Origin of the sequence: Shewanella fodinae (assembly GCF_014651955.1) — a bacterium.
Classification (GTDB): Bacteria; Pseudomonadota; Gammaproteobacteria; order Enterobacterales; family Shewanellaceae; genus Shewanella; species Shewanella fodinae.
On sequence record NZ_BMXW01000007.1, the window covers coordinates 35,503 to 59,555 of the forward strand.

Genomic DNA, 24,053 nt, shown 5'->3' on the forward strand with positions numbered 1-24,053 from the left:
CCAGAGCGGCCCCTTTCAACCAGCTTATTTCACGCTATCCATCAGCATTTTGTTGACCAGACCGACGAAAGTGGAAGGGTCTGACAAACTGCCTTTTTCGGATAACAGAGACTGTTGCAGCAACAGATTGCTCCAGTCGGCAAAAAGACTTTCGTCCTGCTCGTCATTCAGACGTTTCACCAGAGGATGCGCCGGATTGATTTCAAAAATCGGTTTCACTTCCGGCACCGGTTGCCCAGCGGCCTGCATCAGTTTGATCATCTGCGTCGACATTTCGCCTTCACCTACCACCACACAGGCTGGGGTGTCGGTTAAGCGGGTAGTGATGCGCACATCGGTAACCTTGTCACCCAGCGCATCCTTGATACGTTTTACCAGTGGCTCAGATTCTGTCGCCAGCTTTTCCTTTTCTGCTTTCTCGTCGGCATCTTCCAGCTCACCCAGTTCCAGATCGCCACGGGTCACAGAATGCAACTGTTTGCCTTTGTATTCATTCAGATGGCTGATCAGCCATTCATCAATACGGTCAGACAACAGCAACACTTCCACATCTTTCTTACGCAGTTGTTCCAGATGAGGACTATGCGCAGCGGCCTGATAACTGTCAGCAACGATGTAGTAGATGTGTGTTTGCCCAGCTTTCATACGCTCAATATAGTCATCCAACGACACATCTTGCGTTGCGCTGTCATTGTGGGTCGAGGCAAAGCGCAGCAGGCCGGCAATACGTTCTTTATTGCTCCAGTCTTCAGCTGGGCCTTCTTTCAACACCTGACCAAACTCAGTCCAGAACTGCTGATATTTTTCAGTATCATCCTGCGCCAGTTTTTCCAGCATACTGAGTACACGTTTGGTCAACGCACTACGCAGTGCCTGAGTGACTTTGTTGTCTTGCAAAATTTCGCGGGAAACGTTCAGCGGCAAATCGTTAGAATCGATCAAACCTTTCACAAAGCGCAGATAAGACGGCATAAACTGCTCTGCATCATCCATGATGAACACTCGTTGTACAAACAGCTTCAGGCCATGTTTGTAGTCACGATTCCACAGATCCCACGGCGCTTTAGCTGGGATATACAACAGACTAGTATATTCCTGTTTCCCTTCTACGCGGTTATGGCTCCACAGCAGTGGGTCACTGAAATCATGGGAAATATGTTTGTAAAACTCTTGATACTCTTCATCGGTGATCTCTGACTTGTTGCGGTTCCACAGTGCTGTGGCTTTATTCATCACCTGCCAGTGACCTTCTGTTGCCGGAATTTTCTCGCCATCTGGGCCATCATGTTCCGCAGTACCTTCCTGCCACATTTCAACCGGGATGGAGATATGGTCAGAGTATTTGGTGATAATGGATTTCAGACGCCAATCATCGGCAAACTCTTTCTCGTCTTCACGCAAGTAAAGGGTAATTTCAGTGCCACGGTTTTGTTTAACAATGTTTTCTACGGTAAAGCTGCCTTCACCGTTAGATTCCCACTGCACTGCTTCATCAGGTTTTACACCCGCAGCACGCGTGCGAACGGTGACCTTATCAGCCACGATGAAAGCGGAGTAAAAGCCTACCCCAAACTGACCGATAAGCTGTGAGTCTTTGGCGGCATCGCCAGACAGATTTTTGAAAAATTCAGCAGTGCCAGACTTGGCAATGGTGCCCAAATGCTCAATCACACCCTCACGGGTCATACCAATACCATTATCATCGATAGTCACTGTGCCTTTTTCTTTATCGGTGGTAATGCGTACCCGCAATTCGCCATCGCCTTCGTACAGTGAATCATCTGTCAACGCCAGATAACGCAGCTTATCAGCGGCATCGGCAGCATTTGACACCAGTTCACGCAAGAAAATCTCTTTGTTGGAATACAAAGAGTGGATCATCAAATGCAAAAGCTGTTTCACTTCAGCTTGAAAACCAAGAGTTTCTTGTTGTGACATGAATAGTTCCTTCGTTTATCGCTAACTAATGGGTAAAACACACCAAATTGGACTGTTACTTGAAGTGGGGATCATGAATATTTTTTCAAGGGCTGAACGATAAAAAGCCGTTGCCTGAAAAAACACAGCCCCGCTTAAACGAGGCTGAGATAGGAGCAAGAATAAACGCGTTTACAGCGGTAGCCGACCATTAAACGACAACGCCAGGGTGGTACTGTCAACATATTCCAATTCCCCCCCCACCGGCACGCCATGGGCAATACGGCTAACACTGACTTGATAGCGATGGGCAATATCAGCAATGAAATGCGCCGTGGCATCACCTTCAACCGTAGGATTGGTTGCCAAGATCAGCTCATTGATTTCACCACCTGCAAGATGCTGCTCCAACAGTGCTAACCCCAGTTCCTCCGGGCCGATACCATCCAAAGGCGATAGATGTCCTAGGAGAACAAAATAACGACCGCTGTAATGGCCTCCGGCCTCGATAGCCAGCACGTCTGCGGGGGTTTCCACCACGCAGATGGTATCGGCATGGCCGCGTTTGGCACTACCACAAATAGGGCACAACGATTCTTCGGTAAAAGTACGGCAGGACTGACAATGACCGACATCCTTCATCGCTTTATCCAATGCGTCAGCCAGTTGCAGGCCAGATTTACGATCCCGTTCCAGTAATTGGAATGCCATCCGCTGCGCCGACTTGGGGCCAACGCCCGGTAAACAACGTAGCGACTGAATAAGCTCATCCACCAATGGACTGAATTTCATCGTCTAATCCGCAACGCGCATCAGAATGGCAATTTCATGCCTGGCGGTAATTGCATACCACCAGTCACTTGCGCCATTTTTTCTTTCTGGTTTTCTTCCACACGACGTGCAGCATCATTGCAGGCAGCGGCAATAAGATCTTCCAGCATCTCTTTGTCGTCTTCCAACAGACTCGGATCGATGTCAACCTTGCGGACATTATGGCTACCAGTCATTGTCACTTTCACCAGTCCGGCACCTGACTCACCAGTAACTTCCATGCGGGCAATCTCTTCCTGCATTTTCGCCATACGTTCCTGCATCATTTGGGCCTGCTTCATCAGGTTGCCCATTCCACCTTTTCCAAACATAACGTTATCTCTTCAATTAACAGTGAGTGACAGGTTAAAGTTCGCTGATCTTACCCAAATAATTGCGCTTGGCAATCCGTAGCATGGCACAAACCGCGTTGTATCACTGCGGTAACTGTCCATCGGGAATAAGCGCGGTTTTTTGCACCAGTTGCTCTGGGTTATAACTCAAGGAATCCGCTTCTAAAGTTGCGCCCATGTGTTGCACCAACCAACGCACCTTGTCATCCGCTAGCAGTTTCTCACCCGCATGCGCCAATAACTCTTTTTTAAACCGTTGGCGGATATCCTGCGGGGTTTCTCGCCCCGGTTCATTGCCCACAGTGAACTCTACTGTGAGCGGGCGCTGTAAAGCATCGAGTAATGTTTGTTGCAGCTGATTGATAGCCGCAGCAGCGGCGAGATGTTTCTGATCCGGTTTGAGTAACAACAGACACTTTTCACTCAACGACAGGCACACAGAATTAGCTGCTAATTGCCGCACGCGCCCACGGATTGGCAGTGAAGAAACCAGTTTATACCACCCTAAATCAGCGGGATTACCTGCGGGAGCCTCGATAGCACTGGCTGCAACCTTCGGCGCTACGTTAGCCCCATCAGCCGCCGCAGTGACCGATGTAGTCGCCGCCGAAGATGTTACGATCGTTTGCGCGTCCGCAACGGCTACCGTTGGCGGTACTGCGTTATCTGATGGCGCTATGGTAGTGTCGTCACTGTCTGGCAGTGACGGTTCGTCGACTTGTTGCGCGGTCCATTCACCATAAACCTCTGCACTATTGTCAGAAAATGGCTCATCTGCCATTACATCAGCGTCTGACTCAGCAGGTTTGGGTGCACCAGTATTAGCAGCGCTAGAAACTGCTATCGCGCTGCCTTTCAGAGGGATTTCAGTGTTTTTTTTTGAGCTGGAATCGTGCTGATGCTCCGGTATTTTGGCTGGCGTTTCATCGGTTGCCAACGCATCAATATCTTGCAACAGTTGCTCTCTGGTTGCTAAAACCTGATCGAGTAATTCATCGCCAAAAAGCGATGTTGTCGAGGGTGTTGCTTGTGGATCTTCCACCACCGCTGCTTGAAGTTCATTTTTCGACAGTTCAGCGGCAAACATATCGCTGGTCAGTTCATCACGAAATGGCGGCTCTGCCGACGCATCCTCGCCAGAATTTATCGGTTCATCCTGCTGAAACTGATGCCCCATACTCTCAGCCTGCGACAAAATTAACGTCTGTTCAGCGATGAAAGCGGCATCATCTTCATCTATTTCATGGTCTTCAACATCAACCGATGTAGGGGCCGTTGTTGCATCACTCGGCGTAGGCGGCGTAGCAGCTGTGCTCACATGAGGGTTAGCAGTTGATACAGGTACTGACTTATCAGTGGTTGGCGCTATGCCACTCATAGCCGTAAACACTGGTTTGTCGCCATGAGTTGCTGAACTTTGCCAGCGCTGAGGCGGCGTTTCCGGGACAAAAGCAACGGCCCGTAACAGCGCCATTTCCAGTCCTGATTTTGGATCTGGCGCAAACGGTAGATCTTTGCGCCCCTGCAATAACAGCTGATAATAGAGCTGTACCTGCTCAGCAGATAGCTGTTCGGCAAATTCTTGGATCTGATCAGCGTATAGCGACAGTTGCGCGGCAGCAGGGGCAAATTGTGTTAGGGTGATCTGGTGTAATAATTCCAATAAGCTACGTAGCACTTCATTCGCATCAGCGCCAAAAGCCAATATACGTTCCGCTTCCTGCATTAACGGCGCCACATCGGCTTGTACCAGCGCTTGCAGCAGAGAAATCACTTGTCGTTCATCAATCGCGCCCAGCATGGTTTGCACCTGCTGCAGTTTGATCTGCCCAGCACCAAAAGCGATGGCCTGATCTGTCAGACTTAACGCATCACGCATGCTGCCGTTGGCGGCCTTGGCCAGCAGCGCCAGAGATTGCGGCTCAAAAGGTAATGCTTCTGCGGAGACAATATGTTGTAGCTGTCTGGCAATTTCGTCCTGAGTCAGGCTTTTCAGATTGAATTGCAGACAACGGGATAACACGGTTACCGGCAGCTTTTGCGGATCGGTTGTCGCCAGTAAAAATTTGACATGTTCCGGCGGTTCTTCCAGTGTCTTCAGCAGCGCATTAAAACTGCTGCGAGACAACATATGTACTTCGTCAATCAGGTAAACTTTAAAACGGCCACGACTTGGGCGGTATTGCACATTGTCGAGTAACTCGCGAGTATCATCGACCTTAGTGCGGGACGCGGCATCCACTTCAATTAAATCAACAAATCGCCCCTGCGCAATCTCCTGACAGGCACTGCATTTTCCGCAGGGAGTTGCGGTAATTCCTTGTTCGCAGTTGAGTCCTTTGGCAAAAAGGCGTGCCAAGCTGGTTTTACCCACACCCCGGGTGCCGGTAAACAGATAAGCATGATGCAGACGTTGCTGGCTCAACGCATTGGTCAGGGCGTGCAGTACGTGAGACTGCCCAACCACCTGTTCAAAACTGGCAGGTCGCCACTTACGGGCTAATACCTGATAGGACATGAAACTCCCCAGAATAGCTTTACATTCATATTACGGGAGCAAGCTCCACGGATCGCCAAACAATAACATGTGCCAATCTGACATGCTACCCAGGCGATCCGGGACCGGGAATAAAGAAGACTATTCTCCTTCAAATTCACACAGTTTCAGCACTTCTAATCCCTGTGACTGCAGGCGTTTTTCACCGCCAATATCTGGCAGGGAAATAACAAATGCGGCATGACTCACTTCCCCCCCAAGACGACGAATAAGCTTTACGGTAGCTTCAATAGTGCCGCCGGTGGCGAGTAGATCATCCACTACCAGTACCTTGTCCCCCGGCACAATCGCATCAACGTGCATTTCCAGCGTGTCGTGACCATATTCCAGTTCATAGGTTTCAGCAATGGTTTCACGTGGCAGCTTGCCAGGTTTGCGCACGGGGACAAACCCGACACCTAATTCCAGCGCCAACGGTGCGCCGAACAGAAAACCACGGGCTTCAGTACCGACAACTTTGGTAAAGCCAAGGCCTTGGTAATGCTCTAAAAATGCGCGGATAGTGGTCTGATAGGCAATCGGATCTTCCAGCAAACTGGTCACATCACGAAACAGGATCCCGGCTTTCGGGTAGTCAGGAATAGTTTTAATGCTTTGCTTAATCAGCGCTAAGCTGTCGGGGTTAATAGCCATAGTTTCAGTACTTAATTTCCCGGAATATACCGGCTTCATACAACAAAAAAGTCCACACCAAGGTGGACCGCGTTTCTAAATCCGGCTAAAGCTTAAGCCGCTTTGCAGTCAGTTGCAACAGCGATTATCCGATTGTGTGCCACATCGCAACATCGTCTACTCCGGGTCATAGACCGACGATTTTCCAGCATCGGCAACGACGGGAAGCCGCCATAAAAAAGCAACCAAGATCAAACAGATAATTGCAAGAAAAAGCTTGAGCCACAGCACAGACACCAGCCAAATACTCAAACTAAAACTAGCGATAGTCATCACCAATGCCCGGCGTTTTAAAGGCAAACGCAGTCCGCGCTGCTGATGCCAATCGCACAATGCCTGAGCAAACCATGGATGCTGATGCAACCAGCGATGCAGTTCCGGGCTGGAGCGGGCAAAACAAAACCCAGCCAGCAATACAAAAGGCACCGTTGGCAGCAGTGGCAATACGATTCCCGCCATGCCTAACAACAGACTAACGATTCCCAACCCCAGCAACACACTGCGTTTTATCATAGGTCACAAATAGCAATAGTTTTCATTTAACGGATATCTTAACAACAGTGTCTGAAGTAGCAAAGTGACTCGCCACTGCTTATGGAAAGCACTTCGGAAATCCGCCACAATCAGGTAGAATGCGCGCCTTTATCCGTATAGTGGAACAACCAACGTGAGAGTCATTCTGGCCCCAATGGAAGGGGTGGTCGATCATACGATGCGTGAACTTTTGTCCACCATTAATCCTTACGATTTAATGGTGACAGAATTTGTCCGCGTGGTGGATCAATTGTTACCAGAGAAAGTCTTTTTACGGATGTGTCCAGAACTGAATAATGCCGGATTTACCCAGAGCGGCACTCCGGTACGGGTACAGCTGTTAGGGCAGGAACCCGAGTGGATGGCCGAGAACGCCGTTCGCGCTATCAAGCTTGGCTCACATGGGGTTGATGCCAATTTTGGTTGCCCAGCGAAAATGGTTAACCGCAGTAAAGGCGGTGCTGTATTACTACAATATCCAGAGCAAATTTATCGTATAGTGAGGGCCATGCGCCAGGCCGTGCCCGCCGAGCACCCCGTCACCGCCAAAATCCGCTTAGGCTATGAAGACAAGAGTCTGTTTATGGAAAATGCGCTGGCAATTTATGAAGCCGGAGCCACTGAACTGGCGGTTCATGCCCGCAGTAAAGTGGATGGCTATCGCCCGCCAGCATACTGGGAATACATTACCGACATCCGCCAACGGTTGCCAATTCCTATCATCGCCAACGGCGAGATCTGGAACCGCGAAGATGCGCTGCGCTGCATATCTCAAACAGGCTGCGACAGCGTTATGGTTGGCCGCGGCGCCATCACCCTGCCGAATCTGGCAGCGCATATTAAAAACAACGAGGCCCCTTATAGCTGGCAACAAACGCTGGCATTGCTGATGGAATATACCCGTCAGCAACAAAGTGTCCCCCGCAATGATTATTTCCCCGGGCGAGTCAAACAGTGGTTCAGTTATCTGAATCGCCAGTACAGCCAAGCCGATACGCTGTTTCGCGAACTGCGACTGCACAAAACCACTGATGCGGTTGTTGCCGTGTTGGCAAGCGCTGCCTGAACAGCACACTTTGTTGTTGTAAACCTTGCTTTTGATGGGTATCACGGGAAATCTAAAGCGGATTTGATCCGCATCATAGTTGACCCACCATTGCCAATTAGACTAATAGGTCCATAAGCAAGCAAAAGGCGGTAAAGAGTGAGTGGTTCCCTGATCAGACAACGATTGTCTGCAATTGAGAAGGATCTCAGAGTCGCAATCACTGAGCTTAACGCTGACTGGGCAGAATGGTCTATAGGCGAGATCATTGATGCCATGGTCGGTGCCGAGCTGTGCCATCATCCGCTGTATAATAGGCTCAATCGACTGGATGCTGCCCAGTGTCAGTTAGATCTCGGGCTGTATGGTTTATGTGCCGATTGTGAAAATGAGATAGAACCTGAAAGGTTGGCTATGGATCCGACTGAGCAGCGGTGTCAGCACTGCTCTGAGCAATATGCCCATGAGCATCGCCAGGAACTGCGGCTCAGCCATTAACTCAGGTCACCTATGGACAAACACAATCTTAAAATAAATGGTCATTGCTCCAACAATAAAAAAAGGCGCTTTAAGCGCCTTTTTTTATTTCGTAGCAATTAACGGGTACGTGGGCAAATTTCATCAGCAGCGAAGAAATAAGCAATTTCACGTTCGGCAGAAGCCAGAGCGTCTGAACCGTGAACCGCGTTTTCGTCAATACTATCAGCATAATCAGCACGCAGAGTACCACGAGCAGCCTGAGCTGGGTTAGTTGCCCCCATGATTTCACGATTCGCAGCCACGGCATTTTCGCCTTCCAGCACCTGCACCATGATTGGACCAGACGTCATGAAGCTTACCAGTGCGCCAAAGAAAGGACGTTCACTGTGTTCAGCATAGAAGCCTTCAGCCTGCTCTTTGGTCAGGTGTACCATCTTGGCCGCAACGATTTTCAGGCCAGCGCTTTCAAAACGGTTGTAAATAGCACCGATGTGGTTTTTGGCAACAGCATCAGGCTTGATAATAGAGAAAGTACGTTCAATCGCCATGACTAGGATCCTTAATCAGCGAGTTTCAAAATTCGCGCGGATTATACGCAATAACGGCGACAAATCCTAATCCAATCTCACAAACTACAAGGATTATGCGAGTTTGCGACTAAATCCACCAAAGCTAACGTGTTAAATGTGGCAGCAGAAGGATTAAAAAACCTTACGTCACGATTTTTCGTTACTTTTCATCCATCCAGCATTGCAGAATGGCTTCCAAGATCTGCTCATTACACCGCTGGGGATCATCATCAAAATCATCCAGCGCCAGAATCCACTCATAGAGGTCGGTAAAACGCACGTTCTGTGGTTCTACCTCAGGATAGGCTTCGAGCAATTCCAGAGCCACATCCAACGAGTCAACCCATTTCAAAGACATAGGACCTCCAATTTCACTTATAACTATCTGATGACATTATAGCGTTGACGTTATTTGCCACATCAAAACAAAGCCGGTCTTAGACCGGCTGTGAGAATTTTATCAACCTTCGCTGACCTGATTCACCGTATATTTGGGAATTTCCACAACCAAATCGTCATCTGCGACCTTGGCCTGACAAGACAAACGACTTTCTGGTTCCAGTCCCCAGGCTTTATCGAGCATGTCGTCTTCTAGATCGTCACTCGGTTCTAGGTTATTGAAGCCTTCGCGCACAATCACATGACAGGTGGTACACGCACAAGATTTTTCGCAGGCGTGCTCTATCTGAATACCATTGCGCAAGGCCGCATCCAGGATTGATTCACCGGTTTTGGCTTCTACCACAGCACCATCAGGGCATAACTCCTCATGGGGCAAAAACACTATCTGAGGCATGATTTCACCTATATCTTGTCAACCGACTGACCTTTCAGTGCGGTCTTAATTGAATTATCCATCCTTCTGGCAGCAAAGTCCTGGGTTACTGCATCCACTTTCTCTATCGCTGTCTTGATATCATCGGCATTGTCACCGGTAGCCGCCACATCCAACGCCTTAATCGCGTTATCAATTAGTGCTCGCTCCTCAGCGGCAAGCAGGTTGCCATCCTGCTGCAGGGCAGAGTTTAGCGATTCAATTACCCGTGCCGCTTCTACTCGCTGCTCGGTGAGCATACGCAGTTCAATGTCAGCCTTGGCATATGTCATCGAGTCTTTGATCATGCCGGCAATCTCATTTTCAGAAAGCCCAAATGAAGGTTTCACCTGGATACTAGATTGCACGCCAGTGGACTTCTCCATAGCGGTCACACTCAGTAAACCATCGGCATCAACCTGGAATGTCACCCGGATATGCGCGGCGCCAGCGGCCATTGGCGGGATACCTTTTAACGTAAAGCGCGCCAGCGAGCGGCAATCAGCCACCAATTCGCGTTCACCTTGCACGACATGGATCGCCATCGCCGTCTGACCATCTTTAAATGTGGTGAATTCTTGGGCTCTGGCAACCGGAATAGTGGTGTTACGTGGTACTACCTTTTCCACCAACCCTCCCATGGTTTCAATACCCAACGACAAGGGGATCACATCCAGCAACAGCAATTCCGAATCGGGTTTATTGCCGACCAGGATATCGGCCTGAATCGCCGCGCCAATGGCGACAACCCGGTCTGGGTCAATGCTGGTCAGCGGTGGTTTACCAAAAAACTCACCCACTTGTTCCCGCACCAACGGCACCCGAGTCGAGCCACCAACCATGACGGTTTCTAGCACATCGCTGGCATCAACCTTGGCATCTCGGAGCGCTTTACGGCAACTACTGATGGTCTTACGTACCAATGGCAGAATAAGCGCATCGAAATCGCTACGGGAGATGTCACACTGTAACTGTTGTTCTGCAACTTTTAATGCGGCAGTTACACTATCCGACTGACTCAGTGCTTCTTTCACACGCCGAGCTTCCATCAGCAACTGGCGCTCCTGTTGACGGTTGAGTTCAGTAACGCCCATCTGCTGCCGCAATGCCTCCGCTAGCAGATGGTCGAAATCATCACCACCAAGACGAGAGTCACCGCCAGTTGCCAACACTTCAAATACGCCGCGATTCAGTCGCAGGATGGAGATATCGAAGGTACCACCACCAAGATCATAAACAGCAATAACACCTTCCTGCCCAGAATCCAGCCCATAAGCGATAGCGGCTGCAGTGGGTTCATTCAACAGCCGCAAAACTTTTATGCCTAGCAAATTGGCCGCATCTTTGGTCCCTTGGCGTTGAGCATCATCAAAATAGGCGGGGACGGTAATCACCACGCCTTCCAGTTCGCCCCCCAAGGTTGCTTCTGCGCGCGCAACTAAGGGCCGCAGGATCTCCGCTGACACTTGCACCGGATTCACTTTACCGGCACTGGTGACAAACACTGGCAAACCATTTTCGCTGGCTTCAAAATGATAGGGGAAACGCTGTTCACCTTGCTGTACGTCGACGAGTGAGCGTCCCATAAAGCGCTTGACTGAAACTATGGTATTTTCGGGATCCAGTGCTGAATTAGCCAAAGCGGCTTCGCCCACGGTCAAGCCGTCAGCGCCAAAATGCACTACCGAAGGCAGCGCATGTCGGCCAGCCTCGTCGGGTAACGTTGTGGCCTGGCCACTACGCACTGACGCCACCAATGAATTAGTGGTTCCCAAGTCAATGCCGGCCGCGAGTTTGTGTTGATGAGGTGCGGCCATCTGGCCGGGTTCAGCAATCTGCAAAAGTGCCATAATGTTCCATTCTTCGTTAAAAAAATGGCCCAATCATATTGAGCCAATTCAATGTGCTTCGTGCCAGAAAACCCGAGACGGACTAGTCGTACATAGCGTCCTGAATGCGCGTCAATTCATCTTGTAATTTTGCCATGAATTTCAGTTTTCTGACTTGATCTGCTGCCAACATTGCAGAGGATGCCTGGGTATCGACTAACTGTTTGCTCAGATTATCCAGCAGCTGTTGTCGATACTGGGTGAATTCAGCTTCCAGTGCTGCAATATCTGCGTCAATATTGTCACTATCACGCAATTCAGCCAAAGCTTCGCGCCATTCCAACTGCTGCATCAAAAAACCGCTATCTTTCATGGTGGTTGATTCATTGTCGATATCAACTCCCCGCAGCAACAGCATATGCTCAGCGCGACGGATAGGATCTTTCAGTGTTTGATAGCCATCATTCACTTGGGCCGTTTTTGATATTGCTAACAACTTCTGCTGCTCACCGGCGTTAGCAAATTTATCGGGGTGCACAGTTTTTTGCAGTTCCCGATAACGGTTAGACAATTCAGCAATATCAACATCAAAACGCTGAGGGATCTCAAACAGTTCGAAGTAGTTCATAAGCGTACTACGGTTACCGCGCTAGCTTACACAGTGAAGCTTTCGCCGCAACCACACTCCCCTTTGGCATTTGGGTTATTGAACTTAAACCCTTCATTGAGACCTTCTTTGACAAAATCCAGCTCAATTCCCTGCAGATAAATTAGGCTTTTGGCATCCACAATAATGTTGACACCATTCAGCTCAAATACCTCATCGTCTTCGTTAAGTTCATCTACGAATTCGAGGACATAAGCCATACCACTGCAGCCAGAGGTTTTTAAGCCCAAACGCAGACCTATACCCTTTCCACGATTTTGCAGAAAAGTACGTACTCTGTCCGCCGCGGCAGGCGTCATTGATATTGCAGCCATGTCAACTCCCGGCATTACTTCTGTTGCTTGGATTTGTATTCTTCCAACGCCGCTTTGATAGCGTCTTCTGCCAGGATTGAACAGTGGATCTTCACCGGCGGTAATGCCAGTTCTTCAGCAATATCAGTATTCTTGATTGCGGCGGCTTCTTCTACAGACTTCCCTTTCACCCATTCGGTGACCAGCGAGCTGGAAGCAATCGCGCTACCACAACCGTAAGTTTTGAATTTGGCATCCTCAATAATGCCATTGTCATTAATTTTCAGTTGCAGCTTCATCACATCGCCGCATGCTGGCGCCCCGACCATACCAGTCACAACGGAAGGATCATTCTTGTCGAACGTGCCTACGTTGCGAGGGTTTTCATAGTGGTCAATTACTTTTTCACTGTAAGCCATATTACCGCTCCAAATTCATCTGTTTGCTGGGAAAATTAGTGGGCTGCCCACTTCACCTGGTTGAGGTCTACCCCATCCTTGAACATCTCCCACAAAGGAGACATCTCCCTCAGCTTGCCGATAGAACTCTTGATGGTTTCTATCGCATAATCAATCTCTTCTTCTGTGGTGTAACGACCAATGGTAAAACGGATTGAACTGTGTGCCATTTCGTCATTCAACCCCAGAGCCCGCAACACATAGCTCGGTTCCAAACTGGCAGAGGTACAGGCAGAACCTGAGGATACCGCCAAGTCTTTCAGCGCCATCATCAATGATTCACCTTCAACATAGGCGAAACTGACATTGAGGCTGCCACAAAAGCGGTGTTCCATATCCCCATTGACATACGTTTCTTCAATGTCTTTAATGCCGTTCCACAGCTTGTCGCGCAGATAGCGAATACGGCTGCTATCAGCGTCCATTTCTGCTTTAGCAATCGCAGCGGCTTCACCCAAGCCCACGATTTGATGTGTTGGCAAGGTGCCGCTACGCATACCACGTTCATGACCACCACCATGCATCTGGGCTTCCAGACGGATACGTGGTTTACGCCGCACATACAGGGCACCAATCCCTTTAGGGCCATACATTTTGTGGCCAGAGATAGAGATCAGGTCAACCTTGGTCTGCTGCACATCCAGTGGCAACTTACCTGCCCCCTGGGCCGCATCAACGTGAAACACAACGCCTTTGCTGCGACACAGCTCACCGATAGCGTCGATATCTTGCACCACACCAATCTCATTATTAACGTGCATAATGCTCACCAGAATGGTGTCATCACGCATCGCCGCCTCAATACGTTCCAAGGGGATCAGACCGTTGCTGTCAGGATCGAGGTAAGTTACCTCAAAACCGTCACGTTCCAGATGACGACAAGTATCTAGTACCGCCTTGTGTTCGGTCTTACTGGTAATAATGTGTTTGCCCTTTTTCTGGTAAAAATACGCTACACCTTTGATTGCCAGATTGTCTGACTCGGTAGCACCAGAGGTAAACACGATTTCACGGGGATCGGCATTGATCAGATCCGCAACCTGATTACGGGCGATATCTACCGCCTCTTCAGCCTGCCAACCGTAACGGTGAGAACGGGATGCGGGATTTCCGAATACTCCGTCCATAGTCATGTACTGTGCCATTTTGGCAGCAACCCGAGGATCAACTGGGGTTGTTGCGGCATAATCCAAATAAATAGGAAGTTTCATTACACACTCCGTACTGCGCAGTCTCTGTCGAGGCTACATACAACGTACAATTATCATTATTTATGGCATTAAACAGAGCAGGCCTCAGGCACTGATCCTCTGTTCTTGATGCATCTGGTCTTGCTTGATGGAGATATATTGCACATCGCGCTTCTGCATCAATGCCGCAAGACTGATACCGTTTAAAAAATCAGAAATTTGTTTACTCAAATCTCCCCAAAGAGAATGAGTCAGACAACGTGAACCACTTTGACAGTTGGACTGCCCTTGGCAGCGAGTAGCATCAACCGATTCATCTACGGCATTCACTACCATACCGACAGAAATCTCGCTGGCTTCTAGTCCAAGACGATAACCCCCACCGGGACCGCGAACACTGGCAACTAGCCCTTGTTTTCTGAGTTTGGCAAAAAGTTGTTCAAGATAAGATAAAGAAATGCCCTGTCGCTCAGAGATATCTGCTAGAGGAACAGGTCCCTGAGCCGAGTGGATGGCAACATCCAGCATTGCAGTGACTGCGTAACGACCTTTAGATGTCAGTTTCATGGATACACCACAGCTCTTAATTGGAGATGGCTGAATTTCATCATACCCTAGTAATTTAGTCAACTATAAATCCGACTTTATCACTAGGGTGATGGCCCGATTTCTTTACGAATACCCTGACGGCTTGGTCGGATATTTAACATTTTTAGCCGTCAGGATTCAATGCTGTGAGTTCACATTTACCTATAAAAGTCAGATTTCCGGATCAAAAGCATCCAGTGCTTGTTGACGTTTCTCTGCAGCCGCCAACTCAGCCTCACAGAAATCCCCCACATCCAACTGTGGCAATCTTTCGGTACAGACAGCGCCACCCATCTTCTGAATGACCTGACACAGCTCAGCCACTTTAGAGTCCATCAAATGCATATGATCTAACATCTGCCCAATAGCATTTGCCACAGGATCGGGATTATCTGGCGACACCGCATAGGCATCAAAACCGTATTTCTTGGCCATGGCATTACGCCGTTCGCTCTTTTCTTTCGACTGTGGCGTAGCAACGGTGACCGCTCGCCCAGGAATACCAACAACCGTGGTATCTTTAGGGACATCTTTTACCACGACAGAGTTTGAGCCCACCCGTGCGCCATCATGCATCGTAATAGGGCCAAGCACTTTAGCCCCAGCGCCAATCACCACATTGTTACCCAAAGTTGGATGACGTTTGCCTGCTTTCCAGGTGGTTCCCCCTAAGGTGACACCATGATATAGCGTACAATCATCGCCAATTTCCGCCGTTTCACCAATCACCACGCCCATACCGTGGTCAATAAAGAAACGTCTGCCAATCACCGCACCGGGATGGATTTCAACCCCGGTCGCCCAACGCGCGAAAGTGGATAAACAACGCGCCAGAAAATAAAACTTAGCCATCCACAGCTTGTGACTGACACGGTGCATCCAGATGGCTTGCATGCCAGGGTAGTTGAGCAGGATTTCCAACGCACTGCGCGCGGCAGGATCGCGATGGTAGATGGATTGAATATCCTCTCTAATTCTTGATATCACACCCATTTGAGTTCCTCGGCTACTCTTTATTACCTGAGTTATCGACTATTTTCTTTTCAACCGACGTCAGGATACCGCGTAAGATATTCAGTTCCTGCGTTTCGATTTGCGCCTTGGCAAACAAACGCCGTAGTTTTTGCATCACCTGCCCAGGGTGATTCTTGATGATAAAGCCGGTTTCCTGCAAGGTACGCTGCAGATGTTCATAGAAACGTTCATGATCTTCAGCAGACGGATATGCAATGGGTTCCGCCGTCTGTGGCTGTAGTTGCTGTAAATGCGCCATCCGCGTTTCGTAGCACACTATCTGGACCGCCTGCGCCAAATTCAGCGAGCTATACTCTGGATTAGCGGGGATCAACAGATGATAATTACATTTCTGCAATTCTTCATTACTCAAACCATTACGCTCACGGCCAAAAACAATGGCTACTGCGCCATTCTGGCTCTGCACCGCTAGTTTTTCAGCGGCTTCCCGCGGTTCCAGCACCGGCCATTCCAACGTACGGCTGCGAGCACTGGTAGCCACCACTAGGCCACAGTCATGAATGGCTTCATCCAGCGTATCAACTTTGACCAATGTTTTAAGAATATCGGACGCTCCGGCCGCCAAGGCGATGGACTGCCCGTCAGGCTCGACCTGAGGGTCAACCAAATAAAGGGATGATAATCCCATCGTTTTCATGGCCCTGGCGACAGAACCGATATTTCCGGGATGAGTGGTCCCCACCAACACCACACGAATATTGCTGAGCATGAAATAGATGTCGAATCAAAAAAACAGGTGGCGGATATTACCATATCCCCCAATTTTTTAAGACAGAAAATTCGGCAGTTGCCATCTTGGCCTGGCAGAGTATAATGCGCCGGTTATTTTTCGTTCTTTTACATCCAGGGGATTGCAATGCATCCGATGCTCACTATTGGTGTGCGCGCCGCACGTGCCGCAGGCCAAGTTATAATGCGTGGTTTTTCTGAGTTGGACCGGATCCAGGTTGACGCCAAAGGTCTGAATGACTTTGTGTCTAATATTGATAAAGAAGCCGAAGCGGCAATTATTTATCAGATCCGTAAGTCATATCCAGACCACACTATCGTTGGTGAAGAAAACGGTGAAAACCGCGGTGAGAATCAGGACTATATTTGGATTGTGGATCCTTTGGATGGCACCAATAACTTTGTTAAAGGCCTGCCCCATTTCTCCGTTTCTATCGCCTTACAACACAAAGGCAAAACCGAAGTTGCTGTAGTTTACGACCCAGTACGTGATGAGCTGTTTAGTGCTGTTCGTGGTCAAGGCGCTAAGCTGAACGATTTCCGTTTGCGCGTTAACAACCCTGTTGATTTGAGTCATAGTCTGGTTGCGACCGGATTTCCATTCAAAGCACGCCAACATACCGAGACTTATCTGAAGCTGTTTGCTGAGACCTTTGCCATGTGTGCAGACATTCGCCGTGCTGGCTCGGCGGCGCTGGACCTGTGTTATGTTGCTGCTGGTCGTGTTGACGCCTTTTTTGAAATCGGTCTTAAACCCTGGGATATTGCTGCAGGCGATCTGATCGTGCGTGAAGCTGGTGGCACGGTCACTGACCTTTCAGGTGGTTATAAGTACTTAACATCTGGTCATGTCGTGGCAGGCGGGCCTAAAGCTACCACGTTGTTGGTAAAAAGTTTCCGCCCACTGCTGAGCGAAGCGCTTAAGTAAACATGTCGCCCGCTAGTGCTTCGGAAAAGTCGCCGTAAGGCGGCTTTTTTTATCTGTGACAACAGATTATGCTTTCCACTATATTAACCATATGAAAATTTGTGAAGCATATCACGCACTTTCCCATGCCGCGCCACTTCGCTTTTGTCGATAATAGAGCCATTCAATTTTTATCGGAGTTTTCATGGAATTATATCGGAAGTATGGCTCCAGAAGTCTCAAGGCCATCGAGCATCTGGTGCTGCTATTGATTGCCATTGCCACCATAGTTGCAATTGGTCAGGAAGTCTTTCATCTGATTGATATGCGCTCAGTAGAGTTGGCGGATCTGCTGTTGCTGTTCATCTATCTGGAAGTGTTGGCAATGGTAGCCAATTATGCTGAGTCGGGTAAGTTGCCGGTACGAATGCCACTGTATATCGCGATTGTAGCATTAGCGCGATACCTGATTTTAGATATGAAAGCGATGGAAGACTGGCGTGTATTAGCCGTTTCCCTATCAACGCTGGTACTGGCGACCACCGTTGTGGTGATCCGCTGGGGGCAACTGAAAATGCCCTATCCAAAAAATCAAGATTATGACAACTAAGTCTAAGCCCGGCTACTTGCCGGGCTTTTGATCACGCTTGTTTATTGTCTGATACTGGGTGAAAAACTGTTCTGTGCTATGTTTAACGGGCAGGGTCACATGACCATTACCACAGGAACCAATTATGGGTGCTGATAATGTTGAAAGCTTTAAGGAAAGAAGAACTTCGCTGAGAGTAGATCTCGAAGCAGAAGAAGTCCGGATTGGCTGGCAAGATAATGATGAAAAACTGTGTACCGATTCTGCAATCTGCGTTGATTTGTCCCGAAAAGGTCTGTTGTTCGAATATCGCCAGCCTTTTAAGGTCGGCGCCTTGATAGAGGTGACCTTTAACAGCGGTGGTGATGCCCAGAATACCGTAAAGGGACAAGTATGTCGTTGCACCAAGAGTGAGACCAGCCACCGCATCGCACTGCAACTACTTTAGCAAACACACGATTTTTACCGACTGTTCTATACTTTACCAACTAAGTATCTAATGCTCTGGGAGAAAATCTATGATACTGCTCGTTGGCGGCGAAAAAGGTGGCAGTGGTAAAAGCTGCCTTGCGCAAAATATTGCGGTTCACATTACCCAGAAGTTCAACGCCAACGTGTTGATGGTCGATTGCGACCCCCAGAGAACCACCTCCGACTGGATCCAAGCGCGTAATAATGATACCGCGCTGCCTGCAATAAACTGCATCCAGCTCTACGGTAAAATACGCAATGATCTGTTGAGCCTTGACCAACGTTTCGATTACGTTATCGTCGATTGCGGTGGGCAAGACAACTTGGCGATGCGCGCCGCGATGTCAGTAGCCACCTATGTGGTGATCCCGTTGCGCCCCAAACGTCGAGATTTGAAAACGCTGCCCCATATGGAAGATATGCTGAGTACCTGTAAAATGGTTAATCCTAAAATGGTTGCCACTATAGTGCTAACGCAGTGCCCATCGCTGCCAACGCAGGCCAAGCGCATTCTTGAAGCCAAAGAGGTTGTGGAATCTTTCGGATTGCGAGTACTCAATGCGGTCACCTTTAGTCGCAATATATATGACGACAGTGAGGAAAAAGGCTCGTCAGTCTTAGAACTAGAACCGGATGGCAAAGCTGCGGAGGAGATCCGGGCAATTGCAGATGAACTGCTGGCCATTCCGCCGGAAAACTCTTATGAGCTTAACTGATTTAAAACGTAAGCAGCAGAAACAGAAACCCCAAAAAGTGTCTATCGAAGAATTCATCGAAGATGCTGTCAATTATGCCGAGGGCAAACCCAGCCAATTGCAGAAATCGGCTAAGCCTAAAAAAACAGCACCGCGAAAATTCCGTCATGCCACCTTTAGTCTCAGTGAGACTAGCATCCGTCAGCTTGACAATTTAGCTCAGTCCACCGGGATCGCAAAATCCCGGCTGCTTAGAATGTTTATTCACTACTACTTTGATTTGTCGGAACCGGAGCAACAAGAGCTGTTGGAGCAGCTGCAAGATCTAACACCACCATCCGCTCAATGAAAGACTCATCAGTGATTGCAAATCAGGCTAGCGTCGGTGGTGAGCCCTTGGCTGCGATCAATAAATTTGCCTTTCTGCGCCAGAAACTGGAGCAGCGCCTCAGCATCCATGTCACTGGCACTACAAGTGTGAAAACGTGCATCAGCACCAAAACGCTGCGTCATCTGCAGTAGTAGTTCGCTCTTACTTAATCCCTGAGGGTATTCCAACAGCAATTGCAGTACTTCATGACCATGAATCGAGTCACTCATCTTTTCACTCCGATAAAAAGCATTAAAAATATATCTTATATCTACTTTTGTGCTGATTTCACTGATTTGGCGCAATAACGCTGGCAATATATGATTCCCGTCAGCAATATGGGAAAATTATCGCGTCCGTTAACTCTGCAGGTTTTCAATGTCACTTATTCTTGCCCTGACGCAACAGATGTGTCTGTACTTGGTAATTGTCTACCTCACCAGCAAGACACCGCTGTTTAAGCTATTTACTGAAAACTCCACGCGTTTACCGCACAAAATATTTATCTATCTGGTTTTTTCAGCGTTCTGCATCATGGCGACTTACTTTGGTGAACAAGCACATGGTGCCATTGCCAATACCCGCGCCATGGGGGCGGTACTCGGTGGTCTGTTAGGCGGTCCCGCGACTGGTTTTCTGGTGGGACTGACCGGAGGTCTGCACCGATACACTCTTGGCGGTTTTACCGATGTAGCCTGTGCCGTATCAACCACCATGGAAGGCCTGAGTGCCGGCATGATCAATTTATATCTGCGGCGGCACGGTAAAAGTGAACTGGTATTCAATCCGATGGTGGTCGGTCTGGTAACTTTCTATGCCGAGATGATGCAGATGTGCATTATTCTGATGATTGCCAATCCTTTCGAAGAAGCGCTGGAATTGGTGCGACAGATTGCGCCACCAATGTTAATTGTAAATTCCCTAGGTGCGGCGTCATTTATGAGCATGGTACGCGACCAGAAAACGATGTTCGACAAGATGTCGTCTACTTTTTCCACCAAAGCCCTTAAAATTGCCGAACGCAGCGTTGGCTTACTCAGCAAAGGTTTCAATGAAGCCTCTAGCACGCAAGTGGCGCAGATTGTCATTGAAGAAACTAATGTTGGAGCGGTGGCTATCACCGACCGTGAGAAACTCATGGCTTTTATCGGTATCGGTGCCGACCATCACTTACCGGGGACGCCGATATCCTCGCAAATCACTATGGATGCAATCCACCAGAACAAAGTCATGTTTGCCGATGGTGTAGAATTCCCCTATTCCTGCTCCATCTCACCTAATTGTAAGCTGGGCTCAAGTTTGGTGATCCCGCTTCGCAGTGACAACGAAGTGATTGGCACCATCAAACTGTATGAACCTAAAAACAAATTGTTTCTCAACATCAACCGGACACTGGGGGAAGGGATTGCCCGCTTGTTGTCGAACCAGATCCTATACGGCCGTTTTGAACAACAGCAGAATCTGCTGACACAGGCGGAACTCAAATTGCTGCAGGCGCAGGTCAACCCACACTTTTTGTTCAATGCCTTAAATACCATCAGCGCGATTATTCGTCGCAATCCGGACAAAGCCCGACAGTTATTACAGCAACTCAGTCAATTCCTGCGCATCAACCTGAAACGCACCACCGGCATGGTGAGCCTTGGCGATGAACTGGAGCATATCGAATCTTACCTAACCATCGAAAAAGCCCGTTTTATCGACAAACTCAAAGTCAGTATTGATATTCCTCAAGAGCTCTACGCTGTGCAGGTTCCAGCGTTTACCTTGCAACCTATCATCGAAAATGCGGTAAAACACGGCACTTCGCACATGATGGAAACCGGAATTATCACCGTTAAAGCGATACAACAAGATAATGATCTTATACTGGAAGTAACTGATAATGCTGGTTTATACCAACCACGCTCTGATTCTGATGGTTTAGGGATGAATCTAGTTCACAAACGGATCCAAAACCTATATGGCGATGAATATGGGGTAACCGTTGAATATGAACCGGAAGTGTTTACCAAAGTTAACATCCATCTACCCAACAAGGTCTAACGATGATTAGCTGTTTGATTGTTGATGATGAGCCTTATGCCAGACAAGAATTGGCGGATTTACTGCTGCAAGCGGGTGATCTACAAATAGTCGGTCAGTGCAGCAATGCGCTAGAAGCCATGCAGGCAATTAGCAAACATAAACCCGATCTGTTGTTTTTGGATATCCAGATGCCGCGTATCAGCGGTATGGAACTTATCGCAATGTTAGACCCGGAAACCATGCCTAGAGTGGTGTTTGTGACCGCTTATGATGAGTTTGCCGTGCGCGCTTTTGATAATCATGCCTTTGATTATCTGCTGAAGCCGCTCGATGAAAAACGCCTCCGGCAGACATTGGAAAAAGTGCGGAAGGATTTACGTCCTAAGTCACTGGATGTTCTGATGCCACAGTATCTAGAACATTTGCCCTGTTTCAGCGCTAATCGACTGAAGATCATCGCAGTTAAAGATGTTGAATATGTGTTTAGCGATCTCAGCGGCATCCATGTTGCGACGGCAAAGGAGAAGGTGCATACCGAGCTGACACTGAAAGTACTGGAGGAAAAGACGCCCTTGTTACGCTGTCATCGCCAATATCTGGTGGCCCCCTCGGCGATAGCGGAGATTGAAATATTGGAAACCGGGGCCGAAGTAACAACGCATAGTGGTGCCAAAGTCCCCGTCTCCAGACGTTTTCTTAAACCGCTCAAGCAGGCTTTCGGTTTCCAGTAATACAACAAGCAACAGCATCGCTGTTCATGTGGTAACGGTAAGTTACCACTTACCCCGATTATCGACCGCTCAACCCGGTATCTGACCGCTCAATTGTTACCAAAACCGCTTATCTGTATCAGCAACCGCTCAACCATCGCTTTTGACCGCTAACTCAAACTCAACTTGGCGTTGTTACGCAATTGTTTACACTTGCTACGATTCTAATTGGGGGAGACAAACCTATGTTGTGGTTCCTACTGTGTGTCGGCCTGCTGGTCGGCGGTTACTTTATCTACGGGACCTTCGTTGAGAAGGTGTTCGGTATTAACAAACAACGCCAAACTCCGGCTTATGCCCAGAACGATGGTGTTGACTATGTGCCAATGTCAAAAGGCAAAGTTTACTTGATCCAGCTTCTGAATATCGCAGGTGTTGGTCCAATCTTTGGCCCTATCTTGGGGGCGCTCTACGGCCCTGCCGCCATGTTATGGATTGTTATCGGCTGTATTTTTGCCGGGGCAGTACATGACTATTTTTCTGGTATGCTATCTGTCCGTAACAATGGCCAATCAGTACCAAACCTAGCAGGCAAATACCTAGGTAAGAATGCCAAAAACTTTATGAATATCTTCGCTCTGGTGCTATTGCTACTGGTCGGTGTGGTGTTCATTTCTGCTCCGGCAGGTCTGTTGGGTAAATTGACCGGTTGGAATGTCAGCATGTTCGTTGGCATCATTTTTGTGTACTACCTGATCGCCACCATCGTTCCCATTGACAAGATCATTGGCCGCCTGTACCCGTTCTTTGGTGCCTTGCTGATGTTCATGTCTGTCGGTCTGACTGCGGCAATTATCGTTTCTGACCAGCACACACTGTTGGCAGGCTTCGGTCCTGGCGACTTCCTGCAGAACCTGAACCCGAAAGATGCACCGCTGTGGCCAGCACTGTTCATCACCATCGCTTGTGGTGCGGTATCCGGCTTCCATGCCACTCAGTCACCGCTGATGGCTCGTTGTGTGGAAAATGAATCCAACGGTCGCTTTGTGTTCTACGGTGCCATGATTGGTGAAGGTATTATTGCGTTGATTTGGTGTGCAATTGCCCTGTCATTCTTTGATGGTGTACAAGGGCTGAGCGATGCGATGGCTGGCAACCCGGCTAACGTAGTGTACGGTGCCTCTACAGGTCTGCTGGGTGCGGTTGGTGGCTTCCTTGCAGTATTAGGGGTAATTATTCTGCCAATCACGTCTGGTGACACCGCCTTCCGCGCTGCACGTCTGATCCTGGCTGAATACTTCAACATGCCACAAACCAAAATCTCCAAACGTCTGGTACTGGCTATTCCGCTGTTCGTGCTGGGCGCCATCCTGACCCAAGTAGACTTTGGGGTTATCTGGCGCTACTTCGGTGTGGCTAACCAAGCAACTGCCGTGATGATGCTGTGGACTGCCTCAGCTTATCTGGTACGCCATAACAAGCTGCACTGGATCTGTACCATTCCAGCCATGTTTATGACTGACGTGGTGATCAGCTTCCTGCTGAACTCCAACACATTGGGTGCGGGGCTGCCGATGACAGTTTCCACCATTGCCGGTACTATCATGACCGTGTTAATCACCGGGCTGGTGATCTACATTGGCAAAGGCAAGGCGCAGGAACTGGCGGCGACTGAAGCTGAAGAAATTTAATAATAAATAAAAAACGCAACATGAAGACCAAAGAGCCAGTCCTTTAGGACTG

The 24,053-nt window shown here is 48.8% G+C and carries 28 protein-coding genes; 10 read left to right on the top strand and 18 right to left on the bottom strand.

Annotation, left to right across the window (positions count from 1 at the left end; all coding sequences use genetic code 11):
• Window positions 1–24: 24 nt before the first annotated feature.
• From htpG to IE064_RS08105, 6 genes are all read right to left on the bottom strand, one after another.
• Window positions 25–1,938 carry a molecular chaperone HtpG gene (gene htpG, locus IE064_RS08080; protein WP_189617402.1) on the bottom strand — a complete coding sequence of 638 codons (1,914 nt, stop codon included), beginning with the start codon at window positions 1,936–1,938 and terminating at the stop codon, window positions 25–27.
• A gap of 171 nt (window positions 1,939–2,109) precedes the next feature.
• Window positions 2,110–2,709: a recombination mediator RecR gene (gene recR / locus IE064_RS08085; RefSeq protein WP_133038693.1), complete on the bottom strand. Its 600-nt coding sequence runs from the start codon at window positions 2,707–2,709 to the stop codon at window positions 2,110–2,112.
• 20 nt (window positions 2,710–2,729) lie between these two features.
• On the bottom strand, window positions 2,730–3,059 hold the full coding sequence (locus IE064_RS08090) for a YbaB/EbfC family nucleoid-associated protein (protein ID WP_133038692.1): 330 nt from the start codon (window positions 3,057–3,059) through the stop codon (window positions 2,730–2,732).
• A 103-nt stretch (window positions 3,060–3,162) separates the two neighbouring features.
• Window positions 3,163–5,598 carry a DNA polymerase III subunit gamma/tau gene (gene dnaX, locus IE064_RS08095; protein WP_189617403.1) on the bottom strand — a complete coding sequence of 812 codons (2,436 nt, stop codon included), beginning with the start codon at window positions 5,596–5,598 and terminating at the stop codon, window positions 3,163–3,165.
• 120 nt (window positions 5,599–5,718) lie between these two features.
• Window positions 5,719–6,270, bottom strand: coding sequence for an adenine phosphoribosyltransferase (apt, locus tag IE064_RS08100; protein WP_133038690.1), 552 nt, complete (start codon window positions 6,268–6,270; stop codon window positions 5,719–5,721).
• A gap of 156 nt (window positions 6,271–6,426) precedes the next feature.
• Entirely contained in the window at window positions 6,427–6,822 is a 396-nt protein-coding gene (locus IE064_RS08105; RefSeq protein ID WP_189617404.1) for a YbaN family protein, read from the bottom strand.
• Window positions 6,823–6,976: 154 nt separating this feature from the next.
• Here IE064_RS08105 and dusC point away from each other — a divergent pair, with 154 nt between their 5' ends.
• Together dusC and IE064_RS08115 are read left to right on the top strand one after the other, a co-directional pair.
• The gene (dusC, locus tag IE064_RS08110; protein WP_189617405.1) at window positions 6,977–7,909 is read left to right on the top strand and encodes a tRNA dihydrouridine(16) synthase DusC; all 933 of its coding nucleotides are present in this window, start codon (window positions 6,977–6,979) and stop codon (window positions 7,907–7,909) included.
• A 138-nt stretch (window positions 7,910–8,047) separates the two neighbouring features.
• Window positions 8,048–8,386: a TraR/DksA family transcriptional regulator gene (locus IE064_RS08115; RefSeq protein WP_133038687.1), complete on the top strand. Its 339-nt coding sequence runs from the start codon at window positions 8,048–8,050 to the stop codon at window positions 8,384–8,386.
• A 98-nt stretch (window positions 8,387–8,484) separates the two neighbouring features.
• Here the strand turns inward: IE064_RS08115 and ndk are convergent, their stop codons facing one another.
• The 11 genes from ndk to trmJ all read right to left on the bottom strand — a co-directional run bounded on the left by ndk (window position 8,485) and on the right by trmJ (window position 16,520).
• Window positions 8,485–8,916, bottom strand: a complete 432-nt coding sequence (gene ndk / locus IE064_RS08120; RefSeq protein WP_133038686.1) for a nucleoside-diphosphate kinase — start codon at window positions 8,914–8,916, stop codon at window positions 8,485–8,487.
• A gap of 181 nt (window positions 8,917–9,097) precedes the next feature.
• Window positions 9,098–9,295, bottom strand: a complete 198-nt coding sequence (gene iscX, locus IE064_RS08125) for a Fe-S cluster assembly protein IscX (protein WP_133038685.1) — start codon at window positions 9,293–9,295, stop codon at window positions 9,098–9,100.
• Between the two features lie 102 nt (window positions 9,296–9,397).
• Entirely contained in the window at window positions 9,398–9,733 is a 336-nt protein-coding gene (gene fdx / locus IE064_RS08130) for an ISC system 2Fe-2S type ferredoxin (RefSeq protein WP_133038684.1), read from the bottom strand.
• Window positions 9,734–9,741: 8 nt separating this feature from the next.
• Window positions 9,742–11,601 (bottom strand): Fe-S protein assembly chaperone HscA, encoded by a 1,860-nt coding sequence (hscA, locus tag IE064_RS08135; RefSeq protein ID WP_189617406.1) that lies wholly within the window; start codon window positions 11,599–11,601, stop codon window positions 9,742–9,744.
• 82 nt (window positions 11,602–11,683) lie between these two features.
• Window positions 11,684–12,208: a co-chaperone HscB gene (hscB, locus tag IE064_RS08140; protein WP_189617407.1), complete on the bottom strand. Its 525-nt coding sequence runs from the start codon at window positions 12,206–12,208 to the stop codon at window positions 11,684–11,686.
• Window positions 12,209–12,234: 26 nt separating this feature from the next.
• Window positions 12,235–12,561 carry an iron-sulfur cluster assembly protein IscA gene (iscA, locus tag IE064_RS08145; protein WP_229799918.1) on the bottom strand — a complete coding sequence of 109 codons (327 nt, stop codon included), beginning with the start codon at window positions 12,559–12,561 and terminating at the stop codon, window positions 12,235–12,237.
• 14 nt (window positions 12,562–12,575) lie between these two features.
• Window positions 12,576–12,959, bottom strand: a complete 384-nt coding sequence (gene iscU / locus IE064_RS08150; protein ID WP_133038681.1) for a Fe-S cluster assembly scaffold IscU — start codon at window positions 12,957–12,959, stop codon at window positions 12,576–12,578.
• A gap of 35 nt (window positions 12,960–12,994) precedes the next feature.
• Window positions 12,995–14,209 carry an IscS subfamily cysteine desulfurase gene (locus tag IE064_RS08155; RefSeq protein WP_133038680.1) on the bottom strand — a complete coding sequence of 405 codons (1,215 nt, stop codon included), beginning with the start codon at window positions 14,207–14,209 and terminating at the stop codon, window positions 12,995–12,997.
• Between the two features lie 84 nt (window positions 14,210–14,293).
• Window positions 14,294–14,755 (bottom strand): Fe-S cluster assembly transcriptional regulator IscR, encoded by a 462-nt coding sequence (iscR, locus tag IE064_RS08160; RefSeq protein WP_189617408.1) that lies wholly within the window; start codon window positions 14,753–14,755, stop codon window positions 14,294–14,296.
• Window positions 14,756–14,947: 192 nt separating this feature from the next.
• The gene (gene cysE, locus IE064_RS08165; protein WP_189617409.1) at window positions 14,948–15,769 is read right to left on the bottom strand and encodes a serine O-acetyltransferase; all 822 of its coding nucleotides are present in this window, start codon (window positions 15,767–15,769) and stop codon (window positions 14,948–14,950) included.
• Window positions 15,770–15,782: 13 nt separating this feature from the next.
• On the bottom strand, window positions 15,783–16,520 hold the full coding sequence (trmJ, locus tag IE064_RS08170) for a tRNA (cytosine(32)/uridine(32)-2'-O)-methyltransferase TrmJ (RefSeq protein ID WP_189617410.1): 738 nt from the start codon (window positions 16,518–16,520) through the stop codon (window positions 15,783–15,785).
• Between the two features lie 147 nt (window positions 16,521–16,667).
• Between trmJ and suhB the strand changes: the two genes are divergently transcribed.
• The 5 genes from suhB to IE064_RS08195 all read left to right on the top strand — a co-directional run bounded on the left by suhB (window position 16,668) and on the right by IE064_RS08195 (window position 19,551).
• Complete coding sequence (gene suhB / locus IE064_RS08175; protein WP_133038676.1) at window positions 16,668–17,468, top strand: inositol-1-monophosphatase; 801 nt, start codon at window positions 16,668–16,670, stop codon at window positions 17,466–17,468.
• Window positions 17,469–17,652: 184 nt separating this feature from the next.
• On the top strand, window positions 17,653–18,057 hold the full coding sequence (locus IE064_RS08180) for a phosphate-starvation-inducible protein PsiE (protein ID WP_189617411.1): 405 nt from the start codon (window positions 17,653–17,655) through the stop codon (window positions 18,055–18,057).
• A gap of 124 nt (window positions 18,058–18,181) precedes the next feature.
• Window positions 18,182–18,484, top strand: coding sequence for a PilZ domain-containing protein (locus IE064_RS08185; protein ID WP_189617412.1), 303 nt, complete (start codon window positions 18,182–18,184; stop codon window positions 18,482–18,484).
• Between the two features lie 70 nt (window positions 18,485–18,554).
• Window positions 18,555–19,223 carry an AAA family ATPase gene (locus IE064_RS08190; protein WP_189617413.1) on the top strand — a complete coding sequence of 223 codons (669 nt, stop codon included), beginning with the start codon at window positions 18,555–18,557 and terminating at the stop codon, window positions 19,221–19,223.
• Window positions 19,210–19,551, top strand: coding sequence for a replication protein RepA (locus IE064_RS08195; RefSeq protein ID WP_189617414.1), 342 nt, complete (start codon window positions 19,210–19,212; stop codon window positions 19,549–19,551). The genes IE064_RS08190 and IE064_RS08195 overlap by 14 nt, the downstream gene beginning before the upstream one ends.
• Window positions 19,552–19,559: 8 nt before the next feature.
• Here IE064_RS08195 and IE064_RS08200 read toward each other — a convergent pair whose 3' ends face one another.
• Complete coding sequence (locus IE064_RS08200; protein ID WP_189617415.1) at window positions 19,560–19,802, bottom strand: YecH family metal-binding protein; 243 nt, start codon at window positions 19,800–19,802, stop codon at window positions 19,560–19,562.
• Between the two features lie 148 nt (window positions 19,803–19,950).
• On the opposite strand from IE064_RS08200, the gene IE064_RS08205 reads away from it, so the two are divergent.
• The 3 genes from IE064_RS08205 to IE064_RS08215 all read left to right on the top strand — a co-directional run bounded on the left by IE064_RS08205 (window position 19,951) and on the right by IE064_RS08215 (window position 24,001).
• On the top strand, window positions 19,951–21,618 hold the full coding sequence (locus IE064_RS08205; RefSeq protein WP_189617416.1) for a sensor histidine kinase: 1,668 nt from the start codon (window positions 19,951–19,953) through the stop codon (window positions 21,616–21,618).
• A 2-nt stretch (window positions 21,619–21,620) separates the two neighbouring features.
• Window positions 21,621–22,331 carry a two-component system response regulator BtsR gene (gene btsR, locus IE064_RS08210; RefSeq protein ID WP_189617417.1) on the top strand — a complete coding sequence of 237 codons (711 nt, stop codon included), beginning with the start codon at window positions 21,621–21,623 and terminating at the stop codon, window positions 22,329–22,331.
• Window positions 22,332–22,555: 224 nt separating this feature from the next.
• Window positions 22,556–24,001, top strand: coding sequence for a carbon starvation CstA family protein (locus tag IE064_RS08215; RefSeq protein ID WP_189617418.1), 1,446 nt, complete (start codon window positions 22,556–22,558; stop codon window positions 23,999–24,001).
• Window positions 24,002–24,053 lie beyond the last annotated feature (52 nt).